Here is an 11,071-nt window from a genome sequence, read left to right as displayed (position 1 = left end):
GCCGATGGCCCCCATCACGGTGCCGACGGCCTCGGCCAGCGCGCTGAGAATGGGATCGAAGATCAATGCAATCATCGCCTCGACTGCGGGTTCTAGGGCATCCATCAGGAAGTCTTTGATGCACTGGTCCCAGCCGTCGTCGCAGAGCAGTGCGAGCATGTCAGCTCCCGGTCCGCGGGGAGACGAAGCGCAGGATGGCGGGCAGTGCGACGACCGAGAGCACCATCATGGTCAGGCCGGTGATGACGGGCAGCGTCACGTCGTCGGGCTCGCCCTCGGCCGAGCCGATCGACATGATCGCGGCGGAGTAGATGATCGCGGCGATCGGTTTGTACAGGATGAACCCGGCCAGCCAGGCGACCGCCCGTTTGAACCAGGCCATGCCGGCCTCGGTGTTCGTCGCGGACGCGGTCAGCGGCAGCACCCCGACGAGCAGGATCAGCATCCCGTAGCGGACGACCATCAGAGCGAGCTGGACCAGCGACGTGATCACCATCAGGATGCCGATCACGATCACGAGCATCAGTCCGACGCCCTCGGTCTTGAGCGGGTTGACCAGGATCTCGCCGATCTTCTCGGAGAAGGTCGAGCCCTCCAGCGCCTGGTCGACGATCCACTCGGAGAACGCGTCAGAGATCTGGATCAGCGTCGAGGCGATGGCGACCCCGGCGGTCGACACCACGACCATCGTGAGCAGGCTCTTCACGATGTCGCGCACCGGTTCGCCGCGCTGCGAGATCGCCATCCGGACGCCGCCGATGATCATCGCGAGGGTGGCCGCCAGGATCATGATCCACAACGTGCGCTGCTGCACGAACGCGACCGCACTGTTGTTGCCGAAGGCCGGGGTGTCGATGTCGATCCAGAGCGTGCCGACCGCCTTCATCACGGACTCGACCGCCTCGATCACGACCTGCTTGAAGGCGTCGAAGAGGAACTTGAAGGTGCTGCCGATGGCCCATTCCAAAGCGTCACCGAGGTACTGGGAGATGCAGTCGCCCCAGTCCCAGGGCGCCGCGGAGCAGCCGAGCGGGATCATCACGCGCCCCCGAACCGGACGTAGCCCTCGAGCGACTGCAGTACGTCCGGCGCGACCTCACCGTTGAAACTGCCGTCGGGCTGCAGCACGAGCTTCCAGTCGCCGCCGCTCCACAACAGCGTCACGGGCAACGATGCCACCTTCTGTGCATCGAGCCGGACGGCGATCGAGACGATCGCCCGGTCGGGCAGGTAGTCGATGACCTTGAACCCGGTGAACTGCGAGGTCTCACCGGAGTTGCGCGGTGTGGGTGAGGACCGGACCTCACTGAGTGCCCGGGTGCGGCCGACACCCGGTGCGATCCGGCTCCGCAGTACGGACTCGGTCAGGTCCGGGTTGCGGATCTGGCCCAGCGTCACCATCGCGGCCAGTACGGCGCCGGTCGGCGAGTGGGCGAAGCAGGACCGCAGTCCTGTGGCATCGGTCGAGGCCGGTCCGCCCTGCGCCTGCAGGGGAATCAGCATGTCCGTCTCGAACTGCCAGCTCACCGCGGGCGGGGCCGCGCGGGGGATGCGCAGATCCGGAGTCTTGTTCTTGCAACCGCCTGTGCCGGTGTTGACCGGCGGAGGGGTCGGTCTGGTCGTCGGCTCACCCGGGGTGGCCGGCGGTCCGGTGGGCTGGCTCGTGGGCTGCTCGGTCGGCTCCACCGTGTCCGGCGACGCGGGGGGCTGCGCGGTGGGGTTGTTGCCGCCACCACCCGCCACCAGCCAGACCACGACACAGACGACGACTGCTCCGACGACGATCGCCGACGCGATGAAGCCACGGCTCTCCCAGCCGAAGGCCGGGTCCGTAGTACTGGCGTCATCATCGGGAGAGTTGCGTCCACTGAACCACGCCATCGTGGTTCAGTCTCCGGTTGGACCGAGCAGGGCGGTGCGCGGTGTGGTCATCCGACGATCGTGTTGACCAGCGCAGACGCAGTACCGATCACGATGCAGCCGGCCAGCACCCAGCCGAGCCGGGCAGCGTGCTCTCCACCCTCACCACGACGCTGGCCGATGGCCATCATCGCGCCGGCGATGATCACACCGAGGATGCAGATCGAGATCGCGATCGTGGTCACCCAGCTGACCAACGTGTCGACTCGGTCGGTGACGTCGTCCGGCAGGTCCTCGGTGAGCGGCAGGAGGCGGTAAATGTACTGGACCAACATGAGAGGTCGTGCCTTTCATCAGTATGGGGCGGGGTAGTCCGCGGGGTTCGACGCGCGCAGAGCATAGATGGACTCAAGGACTTCGAAAACCTCGTCAGGTGTGTTCTCAGGGGTGGGATCCTCCCCCCTTCGCCACTCCTCGATCCAGGGGATGTCCCACACTCTGGGCACCCCGCCGCCGACGATGTCGGCAAAGTCGTCCAGCACCCTGGGCAGCCGCCCCGGGGCGTCGGCGATCAGGACCAGGCCGAGCACCGCAACGCCCTGGACCACACCTGAGGCCCACTCGATCGCAGCCCGCTGAGCGGCCCGCAGGCCGGAGCCGTTGGTGCGCGCGACCAGCACCACCGGCGTCGGCACCGGTGGTGGCGGGATCGGCCAGCGATGGCCGGCGGCGTGGCTGCCGGGCAGCAGTTGCGCCATCGTGGTCTCGCCCGAGCCCCCGTGCACGCCGACCCACCAGAGCGTGTCCGCGGCCGGGATGGCGAACTTCGGCAGCCGCTGGTCCTCCGCCGGGGCGGGGACTCCGTGCTGTGGCGCCGAGGGTCCGCGCGGGGACGCGTCGGCCGACTGCGGTGGAGGGCCTGACTCCGGCTGCTGCGCCCCCTGGTTCGGCGGTTGTTGCCTGGTCCACGGGTTCAGCTGCGGCTGCGTCATCGCGCCTCCTCTCGCGGCATGTCGGGGGCGGTCGCCCACAGTATTGTCTCAATTTCTGGGTGTCGCGGCGTGACCCATCCACAGGCGAGGATGTTTCTACCCCCTTGTCGGGGTCAGACGAGCCGAGCGGGCTCGCATGGTGGTATGCCTGGGGCGGCCAGCATGTCTTCGGGCGGAGCACATGCTAGAACGGCGGCGTCCACGGTGGTCGATGTGAGGGAGTTCTGTGGCTGGAATGAGAGGTCGCCATGGCTGACAAGGGCATCCCGTCCTGGCCCAAGGTGACGATCCGGCTGTACGACGACCACAACGCCGAAGTGAAGATCGCCGGCCGCAGCCACCCGGTGAACCACCACGATCCACGGCAGGCCGCGATCGCACTGGTGGCCGAGCGGGCAGCTCAGCTCGGCCGTCCGGTGAAGGCGTCGGCGGTCGAGTCCGACGGCGCTTCCTGGCCGCTGGTGATCCATCCGGACGGCCAGGTCGAGGCCGTCGAGGTGGCGGTCAAGAACGACAAACCGATCTGGCCGATCATCGTGGCCGCCGGAGTGGCCGTAGTACTGGTCGGGGTGACAGCCGTGTATCTGTTGGTCCTGCGGGACACCGGCCCGAAGAACCCGACGCCACCCGTCGCACACAAACTGCCCGAACTACCGGCGCCGAAGGTTGTACCGGATCAGTTCGTGGCGCGGCCGGTGCCGCCGGGCTGGTCGGCGACCGCGACCTGGACCGTCGACCTCGCCGACAAGTCGACCCCTGCGGTGTCCCCGGACGGCAGCGAGGTGGCCATCCTCACCCCGGACCAGAAGATCGCCGTCTTCGACAGTTCGGGCAAGGTTCTCTGGCAGGACAAGGTGCCGAGGGGTGCCGAGAACCCTGTCTACACGACCATCGACGCCAAGCCGGTGCTCGCCGTACTCGCTCCCAAGAGCCTGTTGTATTGGCCGGGCGACGGGGGTGAGTCGACGGAGGTCGAACTGCCGGACGGAGCCAACATCCAATTCTTCGGGACCTCGCCGCTCGCGGTCCACGGTGATCAGCAGGCCAGTGTGCTCAGCGGCGGCGAGTGGCACCCGGTGGAGAACCAGCCTCGGCTGTCGACCCTGCTGCTGGCCGAGGGCGACAAGGCCCTGTTGGCGAGGTACGCCGGCCCGCTCTACTGGAGTCAGACCGGCAAGGACCTGGTCACGTTGCCGCTCAAGCCGCCCGCGGGTGCAACCACGATCAACCACGTCGCGATGGCCAGTCCCGGAAAGGCCATGGTGATCTGGAACATCGCCAAGTCGACCGACGTCATCCCGACGGTGAGTTCGACTGCCGACGGCACAGTGCTGGCCGCCTGCCCGCGGGTCAGCATCAGGCGGGCCGACGGCTGGAAGTGGCTGCCGGACCAGGCCGTGAAGGTCGCGGCGTACGGCGAGTGCCTGATCGACTTCACCAGCCGGACGACCAAGCTGGTGGAGGGATTCAGTCCGTTGTCGATCACCCAGACCACGATCTACGGCAACGTCGAAGGCAAGCCGGTGGCGATCGCGCCGGGCGGCAAGGTCACCCCGCTGGCCGCTGACACCGCTCGTCCGTGGGGGATCGCGGGTGATCGCGCGATCGTCGTCCATGCGTCCGTGCTCTACGCCCTGGCCAAGAAATGAAGCTTCCCCGTACGACGCCTCGGGCGGCTGTGGCTCGATGGCTTCCGGTGGTCGCGACTGCGGGGATGCTCGTCTTCTCGCCGCTCGCGGCAGCCGCGGCTGGGCTGGCGGACGATCCGGGTCCGGTCGACTGGCCTTCGGTCAAGGAGCTCGGGGGCACTGACTCAGGGTCCGACCCGAAGCCAGTCGATCCGCCGAAGGTGGCCAACCCGGACCGAGGTACGGCCACTGATCCGGGGCCGGTGGATTGGCCCGCACCGGATCAGCAGTAGCCGCGCCGAACCAGCAACCAGCAACCAGCAACCAGCCCGGAGCATGCGCAACGGCCCGCCTTTCCCTGGGGAGAGACGGGCCGTTGTGAGGTGCTGGTGAGGTGCTGCCGTCAGCCGGCGACGACCTCGAGGCGAACGGTGGCGGCCACGTCCGGGTGCAGCTGCACCGAGACCTGGTGCTTGCCGACGGTCTTGATCGGCGAACCGATCGAGATCGCCCGCTTCTCCACCAGCGGTCCGCCGGCGGACTTGATCGCACCGGCGATGTCCGCCGGGGTGACCGAGCCGAACAGACGACCGGTGTCGCCCGCCTTCACGTCCAGCTGGACGCCGAGCTGCTCGAGCTGGTTCTTGACCTCGCTCGCGTGCTCCTTGCCCTGGATCGACCGGGCGTCACGCGCCCGCTTGATCGACTGGATCTGCTTCTCTGCTCCACGGGTCCAGCCGATGGCCAGACCGCGCGGTACGAGGTAGTTGCGGCCGTAGCCGTCCTTGACCTCGACGATGTCGCCGGGGGCTCCGAGGCCCTCGACTTCCTGCGCCAGGATGAGCTTCATGTCTCAGACCTCCCTCAGCGAGCGGTGCTCGTGTAAGGCAGCAGAGCCACCTCGCGAGCGTTCTTGATAGCGGTGGCCACATCGCGCTGGTGCTGCACGCAGTTCCCGGTCACCCGGCGGGCGCGGATCTTGCCGCGGTCCGAGATGAACTTGCGCAGCAGCGCGGTGTCCTTGTAATCGACGTACGTTGCCTTGTCCTTGCAGAAGCCGCAGACCTTCTTCTTCGGCTTCCGAATGATCTTGGCCATTGTGGTGCTCTCTTCCTACTACTAGAGCCCGGCTACTGCCGGAATGGTCACTCGGTTGTTGTCCTGCAACAGATCAGAACGGAGGCTCTTCCATCGAGCCGCCGCCACCCTGACCTGCCCAGGGGTCGTTCTGCGGGGCGGACTGGCCGCCCCCACCCTGTTGTCCGCCGGCCGGCGTCGCCCACGGGTCGTTCTGCGGGGCGCCACCACCCTGGCCGCCGCCGTAGCCGCCGCCGGAGTTGCCGCCGCCCTGATTGCCGCCGCCACCGCCGAACCCGCCGCCGCCACCCTCGCCGCCGGGACCGGACCGCATGGCCTTGGTCACCTTGGCGGTGGCGCTGCGCAGACTCGGACCGACCTCGTCGACGTCGATCTCGAAGACCGTGCGCTTGTTGCCCTCACGGTCGTCGTACGACCGCTGCTTGAGCCGGCCCTGCACGATCACTCGCATGCCGCGCTGCAGCGACTCGGCCACGTTCTCCGCGGCCTGCCGCCAGACGGAGCAGCTCAGGAACAGCGACTCGCCGTCCTTGAATTCACCTGACTGCCGGTCGTAGGTCCGTGGCGTCGACGCGATCCGGAAGTTCGCGACGGCCGCACCGGACGGGGTGAACCGGAGCTCAGGGTCGTCGACAAGGTTGCCGACCAGTGTGACGACGGTTTCGCCTGCCATTGCCGTTCCTCCTGCTTTCGGGTGTGGCTGTGTCTACAGCAATCAATAGCGGCTGGCGCCGACAGTATTGACGCTGCTGACGACCCCAGGGATCAGTGCTGGTCCGGACGGAGGACCTTGGTGCGCAGGATCGACTCGTTCAGCGTGAGCTGACGGTCAAGTTCCTTCACGACGGCCGGCTCGGCCGTCAGGTCGATGATGGCGTAAATGCCCTCGGACTTCTTCTTGACGTCATAGGCCAGCTTGCGACGGCCCCAGATGTCAACCTTCTCGACCGTGCCACCTTCCTTGCGGACGATGTTCAGGTACGTGTCGAGGGACGGCTCCACCGTGCGCTCTTCGAGCTCAGGGTCGAGGATCACCATGACTTCATAACGACGCATGCGCGAACTCCACCTCCTTCGGACTTGGCGGCCACGGTCTCTCCGTGGCAGGAGGGCGATGCGGTGCGCTCCACGCCGACAATCGCCGTCGGCGTCAAGCAATCAGCCCGGTCGAAGGACCGGGCCAACACTGACAGAATACCAGCGCTTGGACCTGCTCTTGACCATATCCACAGGGCAGTTGTCAGCCTTCACCGGCCACGCCGACACACTCCAGTTTCACGGACCGTGTCCGCCTGCTCACATCCGGCAGACGCACCACGATCACGAGCAGAGGCACGGCCAGGACGACCGAGATGATCGCCAGCAGGCGGAAGCCGCCCTCCGCGAACAGCAGCGTGGACGCTGCGGTGGCGACTGCGGAGACACCCCAGACCCACGCCTCGACCTGGCTCTCCCGCTTCGCCCGAGCGGCCGCCGTTCCGACGCCTGCCCTGGTCAGGGCCGCACTGCCGCCGAGATAGCAGAGATTCCAGCCGTATCCGAGCAGGAACAGAGCCGGGATGAAGGCCTGACCAAGAGGTCCTGCCACCGCTACAGCGGAGACCGCGAGCGTCGCAAGGCCGCCGATCATCACCGGCCGGGGCCCGAACCTGTCGATCAACCAGCCGGTCAACGGAGCCAGCGCGAACATCCCGAACGTATGCACAGACAACATGGCCCCGAGCGCAGCCAATCCCTGCCCATGGTGATGCGCGTGCACGGGCACGGACGTCATCAGAGCCACCATGACCAACTGTCCGACCAACATCACCGCTGCGGCGACCAGCGTCGTACTACGGGACGCCGTTGACTCGCCTACCTCGTCGGCTGACTCCAGGTCCACCGGGATCTGGCTGGTCGGGGCGATCCGGCTCGCAGCCAGCAAGGCGCCGAATGCCGCAGCCACAGCAAGCAGGAACGGCCCGGTGAGTGGCGGGAGTCCGACTGAGACCATGAGTTGCTCGGCCGGCTCGAGGAGGAACGGCCCGCCGGCAGCCCCCGCAGTACCGGCCCAGACGACTGTGCTCATTGCCTGCGCCTGCCGGTTCGGGGCAACCGCCTCGGCAGCGGCGTACCGGGACAGGAGAGCGGCGGCGTTGCCGGCGCCGAGCAGGAGCATTCCTATGAAGAGGAGAACCACGGGTGCTCCTGCAGCGGCCAGCACTGTCAGCGCACCGCCCGCCACAGCCACGCAGTACCCGGTCCGGAGAGCTTGAGCGCGGCCAAGTCGCGCACTGAGGCGACCGACGACCACAGCGCCCGCTGCGGTTCCCAGGACGCCTGCCGTGTTGGGTAGGCCGGCCAGGCCGGGGGTCAGTTCGTCGGCGATGAGGATGGTGCTCACGGCACTCGCGGCCACCATCGCCGCATTCATCAGGGCGGCGGCCAGGACGACGGGGACCAGCGAGGCGGGAATCAACATGGCATCAACGCTAGGAAGGAGTTGCGTTGCACTGAATGCGAAAGGAACGGCGTTCGGACTTGCCGACCAGCGATCTCGAAGGTGTTGTGAGGGAATGACCTTTCAGCAGCGCGAACTGGACTCGACGGACTGGCAGATCCTGGCCGAACTGCAGGCCGACGGGCGGCTGTCGTTCAACCAACTCGGCCGGCGGGTGAACCTGTCGCCGCCGGCCGTGGCGGAGCGGGTACGACGGCTCGAGGAGAGCGGGGTGATCGCCGGCTACCGGGCCGAGGTGGATCCGGCGCGGGCCGGGCAGCCGCTGTCCGCGTTCGTGCAGATGCGGTGCACGACGGGACGCTGTCTGCTCAAGACGACCCGGGCGGAGGACTTCCCCGAAGTACTCGAGATCCACAAGCTCAGCGGCAACGCCTGCTCGATGCTGCGGGTGCGGGTCGCCTCGATGCGCCATCTGGAAGGACTCTTCGAGCGGCTCGGCGAGCACGGCGAGATGAACACCCACGTCGTCCTGTCCACCGAGTTCGAGGGGCGCCCGGTGCAGCCGCCGGTCCAGGAGAGCCGTCCGGTCACCCGGTCCGAGGGCTGGGGTGGCCGGTCCTGAGTGCCCAGCCGTACTTCTTGCCGGATTGTCGGTGGGCGGTCATAGGGTGTTGGCATGAGTTTGAAGCTTGGGGCGCACGTTGATCAGGAAGACCCGCTGGCCGAGGCGGCTGATCGGGGCGCCGACCTGGTGCAGTTCTTCCTCGGCAACCCACAGGACTACAAGGCGCCGAAGCTCGCGTACGCCGACGGCGAGCAGGCGCTGCGGGACCGGGCCGCCGCTGCGGGCGTCGACCTGTACGTGCACGCGCCGTACCGGTTGAACGTGGCGAATACGAACAACCGGATCCGGATCCCGAGCCGGAAGCTGCTCCAGCAGACGCTCGACAAGGCGGCCGAGATTGCGGTCAAGGGTGTGATCGTGCACGGCGGGCACGTCGGTGACGAGGACGACCCGGGGGCGGGGTTCGACAACTGGCGCAAGTGCGTCGAGCGGGCCGAGCTGCCGGTGCCGATGCTGATCGAGAACACCGCCGGCGGCGAGAACGCGATGGCCCGCCAGCTGGACCGGATCGCCCGGCTGTGGGATGCGGTTCAGGCGTCCGGCAACGACCGCCTGGAGAACGTCGGCTTCTGCCTGGACACCTGCCATTTCCACGCCGCAGGCGAGGAGTTGCCGACGATCGTCGAGAAGGTGCTGGCGATCACCGGGCGGATCGATCTGGTGCACGCGAACGGGTCGCGGGATGCGTTCGGGTCAGGGGCGGACCGGCACAGCAACTTCGAGGAAGGCGAGATCGACCCGGCCGACATCGTCGCGGTGGTGAAGGCGGCGGGAGCGCCGGTGGTGGTCGAGACGCCGAACGGCGACCACGGCCAGAAGGCAGACATCGACTACCTGCGCGCCCACCTGAACTGACCGGTACTCCGAGCGCTACCGCGGCTGACCGGTCCTTCGCTTGGTGGGGGTGGGGTAGCGTCCGGGCATGGAGGTTGTGGAGCCCAGGGACGAGCGGGCTGAGCGGTATGCGAAGCGGACCTTCTGGTTGTGCGCTGCGCTCAGTTTGATGGTCGGCGTGTTCTTGGTGTCCGATGTGACGCGGAGCGCGGACGAGTACGGCGCGGCTGCCTGGGTGGGAGTCGGGCTGGCCGGGGTCGTGATTCTCGCGTTGGCGGTTCTGTATGGGGCGTGCGCTCTCGGGCGGGTTCGGCTGGATCGGACTGTCATCGGCAAGCTGGATCTGTTCAAGGTGTCGACGATCTGTCTCGTGGTCGCCGTCGGGGCAGACATTCTGATTCCGGACCGCCAAACGGGCGGCCTCGCGTTGCTGCTGCCGTGGGGCATCACCTACTGGATGCACAACCTCAACAAACCACCCGCCTGAACTCCCGGCCGGTCAAACGATCTCGGCTGCCTCTAGCCCGCTAGGCGGGCGTCCGCCGACGAGATGATCGGGGTGGAGGTTCGGCCTGAGCGCCAAGGAAGGATGAAGGCGCTGGTCAGACAGCAGATGGCGCCGATGAACATCGCCGTGCGGAGACTGGTGAGGGCTGCGAGTGCGCCGCCTGCCGCCATGAAGGCGGGCTGGACCGAGCGCGAGGTGATCGACCAGGACGCGACGACCCGCGCCATGAATCCGTCCTCGGTGGCCTCCATCCGGTAGGTGGCGAAGGAGGGGTTGAACGCTCCCGCCGAGACCAGCAGCGCTGTCTCCGCGATCACGATCAGGACCAGGCCGTCGATGCCGGGTGTTGCCAGAGGCAACAACAGCAACCACGGCGTCCGGAGTACGCCGAAGACCAGCAGCATCCGGTGCAGCCCGTAGCGGCGGGTCAGTCGCGGGGCCAGCTGCGCGCCGAGCACCCCGCCCAGACACGGCAGACCGAGGGCAAGCCCGTACTGCCACGGCGTCAACCCCAGATCGCGGAGCATGAAGACCGCCAGCAGCGGCGTGATCATCATCACCGGACCACCGAACAACTGCGAGTTCCAGAACAGTGCCCGCAACCCCCGATGCGTCAGGATGTAGCGCCACCCCGAGCCCAGGTCCGGCCGCTGCGCCAGCCGCTCGACCGGCGGCTCCGGCTGCCGGATGCGACGGATCCCGACCGCCGAGAACAGGAACGAGAGGGCGTCCACCACCAGCGTCGCCGTGGCTCCGATCAGCCCGACGAGCGCGCCACCGACCGGCGGTCCGATGCTCAGGGTGGTCCAGGTGATCGACTCGAACCGGCTGTTCGCCTCGGCCCGCCCGTCCGCCGGAACCAGCGCCTTCAGATGCGCACCGCTCGCCGCCGTGAAGCCGATCAGCGCCGCCGCCTGCAGAATGCCGACCACGCACAAGTGCGCATAAGTCAGTACGCCGAACGCCGCCGCCACCGGCACACTCGCCAACGCGACGAACCGGCTGAGGTCGGCCGCGATCATCACCGGCCGCTTGCGATGCTGCTCGATGAACGAACCCGACGGCAGCGCGATCGCCGCCCCCGCG

Annotated in this window: 15 protein-coding genes; 5 read left to right on the top strand and 10 right to left on the bottom strand. The window is 67.7% G+C overall.

The window, feature by feature from the left end; genetic code table 11:
* Nucleotides 1-160: 160 nt before the first annotated feature.
* The 4 genes from VFG33_RS18290 to VFG33_RS18275 are packed head-to-tail and all read right to left on the bottom strand — an operon-like array spanning nt 161 to nt 2,852.
* A complete protein-coding gene (locus VFG33_RS18290) occupies nt 161-1,039 on the bottom strand; it encodes a TrbL/VirB6 family protein (protein WP_325054101.1) in 879 nt (292 codons plus the stop codon).
* Nucleotides 1,039-1,881 (bottom strand): DUF8175 domain-containg protein, encoded by an 843-nt coding sequence (locus VFG33_RS18285; RefSeq protein ID WP_325054100.1) that lies wholly within the window; start codon nt 1,879-1,881, stop codon nt 1,039-1,041. Before VFG33_RS18285 ends, VFG33_RS18290 begins: the two co-directional genes overlap by 1 nt.
* A 47-nt stretch (nt 1,882-1,928) precedes the next feature.
* A complete protein-coding gene (locus tag VFG33_RS18280) occupies nt 1,929-2,195 on the bottom strand; it encodes a TrbC/VirB2 family protein (RefSeq protein WP_325054099.1) in 267 nt (88 codons plus the stop codon).
* Between the two features lie 18 nt (nt 2,196-2,213).
* Nucleotides 2,214-2,852: a DUF6668 family protein gene (locus VFG33_RS18275; protein WP_325054098.1), complete on the bottom strand. Its 639-nt coding sequence runs from the start codon at nt 2,850-2,852 to the stop codon at nt 2,214-2,216.
* Nucleotides 2,853-3,100: 248 nt separating this feature from the next.
* Here VFG33_RS18275 and VFG33_RS18270 point away from each other — a divergent pair, with 248 nt between their 5' ends.
* Both VFG33_RS18270 and VFG33_RS18265 read left to right on the top strand, forming a co-directional pair.
* Nucleotides 3,101-4,501: a hypothetical protein gene (locus VFG33_RS18270; RefSeq protein ID WP_325054097.1), complete on the top strand. Its 1,401-nt coding sequence runs from the start codon at nt 3,101-3,103 to the stop codon at nt 4,499-4,501.
* Nucleotides 4,498-4,773 carry a hypothetical protein gene (locus VFG33_RS18265; RefSeq protein ID WP_325054096.1) on the top strand — a complete coding sequence of 92 codons (276 nt, stop codon included), beginning with the start codon at nt 4,498-4,500 and terminating at the stop codon, nt 4,771-4,773. Before VFG33_RS18270 ends, VFG33_RS18265 begins: the two co-directional genes overlap by 4 nt.
* 110 nt (nt 4,774-4,883) lie before the next feature.
* Here the strand turns inward: VFG33_RS18265 and rplI are convergent, their stop codons facing one another.
* The 5 genes from rplI to VFG33_RS18240 all read right to left on the bottom strand — a co-directional run bounded on the left by rplI (nt 4,884) and on the right by VFG33_RS18240 (nt 8,039).
* Entirely contained in the window at nt 4,884-5,330 is a 447-nt protein-coding gene (gene rplI, locus VFG33_RS18260) for a 50S ribosomal protein L9 (RefSeq protein WP_325054095.1), read from the bottom strand.
* Nucleotides 5,331-5,344: 14 nt separating this feature from the next.
* Nucleotides 5,345-5,578, bottom strand: a complete 234-nt coding sequence (gene rpsR, locus VFG33_RS18255) for a 30S ribosomal protein S18 (RefSeq protein WP_012924539.1) — start codon at nt 5,576-5,578, stop codon at nt 5,345-5,347.
* Between the two features lie 73 nt (nt 5,579-5,651).
* Nucleotides 5,652-6,251 carry a single-stranded DNA-binding protein gene (locus VFG33_RS18250; protein ID WP_325054094.1) on the bottom strand — a complete coding sequence of 200 codons (600 nt, stop codon included), beginning with the start codon at nt 6,249-6,251 and terminating at the stop codon, nt 5,652-5,654.
* A gap of 92 nt (nt 6,252-6,343) precedes the next feature.
* The gene (rpsF, locus tag VFG33_RS18245) at nt 6,344-6,634 is read right to left on the bottom strand and encodes a 30S ribosomal protein S6 (RefSeq protein WP_325054093.1); all 291 of its coding nucleotides are present in this window, start codon (nt 6,632-6,634) and stop codon (nt 6,344-6,346) included.
* A 184-nt stretch (nt 6,635-6,818) separates the two neighbouring features.
* Complete coding sequence (locus VFG33_RS18240; RefSeq protein ID WP_325054092.1) at nt 6,819-8,039, bottom strand: MFS transporter; 1,221 nt, start codon at nt 8,037-8,039, stop codon at nt 6,819-6,821.
* A 94-nt stretch (nt 8,040-8,133) separates the two neighbouring features.
* On the opposite strand from VFG33_RS18240, the gene VFG33_RS18235 reads away from it, so the two are divergent.
* The 3 genes from VFG33_RS18235 to VFG33_RS18225 all read left to right on the top strand — a co-directional run bounded on the left by VFG33_RS18235 (nt 8,134) and on the right by VFG33_RS18225 (nt 9,964).
* Entirely contained in the window at nt 8,134-8,640 is a 507-nt protein-coding gene (locus tag VFG33_RS18235; RefSeq protein WP_325054091.1) for an Lrp/AsnC family transcriptional regulator, read from the top strand.
* Nucleotides 8,641-8,694: 54 nt separating this feature from the next.
* The gene (locus VFG33_RS18230) at nt 8,695-9,498 is read left to right on the top strand and encodes a deoxyribonuclease IV (RefSeq protein WP_325054090.1); all 804 of its coding nucleotides are present in this window, start codon (nt 8,695-8,697) and stop codon (nt 9,496-9,498) included.
* 67 nt (nt 9,499-9,565) lie between these two features.
* The gene (locus tag VFG33_RS18225; protein WP_325054089.1) at nt 9,566-9,964 is read left to right on the top strand and encodes a hypothetical protein; all 399 of its coding nucleotides are present in this window, start codon (nt 9,566-9,568) and stop codon (nt 9,962-9,964) included.
* Nucleotides 9,965-9,996: 32 nt separating this feature from the next.
* On the opposite strand, the gene VFG33_RS18220 is transcribed toward VFG33_RS18225, so the two are convergent.
* Nucleotides 9,997-11,071, bottom strand: a 1,075-nt coding sequence (locus VFG33_RS18220) for an MFS transporter (RefSeq protein WP_325054088.1), incomplete at its 5' end; no start/stop codon positions are given.

This window comes from Kribbella sp. (assembly GCF_035687465.1).
Lineage (GTDB): Bacteria > Actinomycetota > Actinomycetes > Propionibacteriales > Kribbellaceae > Kribbella.
The sequence above is the reverse complement of the archived record's forward strand: the minus strand, read 5'-3'. Positions and strand labels throughout refer to the sequence as shown.

What these genes read in the sequence shown, in the direction of transcription:
- VFG33_RS18275 (WP_325054098.1), bottom strand. Translation starts at nt 2,852, where the DNA reads ATGACGCAGCCGCAGCTGAACCCGTGGACCAGGCAACAACCGCCGAAC.
- VFG33_RS18240 (WP_325054092.1), bottom strand. Translation starts at nt 8,039, where the DNA reads ATGTTGATTCCCGCCTCGCTGGTCCCCGTCGTCCTGGCCGCCGCCCTG.
- VFG33_RS18225 (WP_325054089.1), top strand. Translation starts at nt 9,566, where the DNA reads ATGGAGGTTGTGGAGCCCAGGGACGAGCGGGCTGAGCGGTATGCGAAG.
- VFG33_RS18250 (WP_325054094.1), bottom strand. Translation starts at nt 6,251, where the DNA reads ATGGCAGGCGAAACCGTCGTCACACTGGTCGGCAACCTTGTCGACGAC.
- rpsR (WP_012924539.1), bottom strand. Translation starts at nt 5,578, where the DNA reads ATGGCCAAGATCATTCGGAAGCCGAAGAAGAAGGTCTGCGGCTTCTGC.
- VFG33_RS18235 (WP_325054091.1), top strand. Translation starts at nt 8,134, where the DNA reads ATGACCTTTCAGCAGCGCGAACTGGACTCGACGGACTGGCAGATCCTG.
- rplI (WP_325054095.1), bottom strand. Translation starts at nt 5,330, where the DNA reads ATGAAGCTCATCCTGGCGCAGGAAGTCGAGGGCCTCGGAGCCCCCGGC.
- VFG33_RS18290 (WP_325054101.1), bottom strand. Translation starts at nt 1,039, where the DNA reads ATGATCCCGCTCGGCTGCTCCGCGGCGCCCTGGGACTGGGGCGACTGC.
- VFG33_RS18265 (WP_325054096.1), top strand. Translation starts at nt 4,498, where the DNA reads ATGAAGCTTCCCCGTACGACGCCTCGGGCGGCTGTGGCTCGATGGCTT.
- VFG33_RS18280 (WP_325054099.1), bottom strand. Translation starts at nt 2,195, where the DNA reads ATGTTGGTCCAGTACATTTACCGCCTCCTGCCGCTCACCGAGGACCTG.
- VFG33_RS18230 (WP_325054090.1), top strand. Translation starts at nt 8,695, where the DNA reads ATGAGTTTGAAGCTTGGGGCGCACGTTGATCAGGAAGACCCGCTGGCC.
- rpsF (WP_325054093.1), bottom strand. Translation starts at nt 6,634, where the DNA reads ATGCGTCGTTATGAAGTCATGGTGATCCTCGACCCTGAGCTCGAAGAG.
- VFG33_RS18270 (WP_325054097.1), top strand. Translation starts at nt 3,101, where the DNA reads ATGGCTGACAAGGGCATCCCGTCCTGGCCCAAGGTGACGATCCGGCTG.
- VFG33_RS18285 (WP_325054100.1), bottom strand. Translation starts at nt 1,881, where the DNA reads ATGGCGTGGTTCAGTGGACGCAACTCTCCCGATGATGACGCCAGTACT.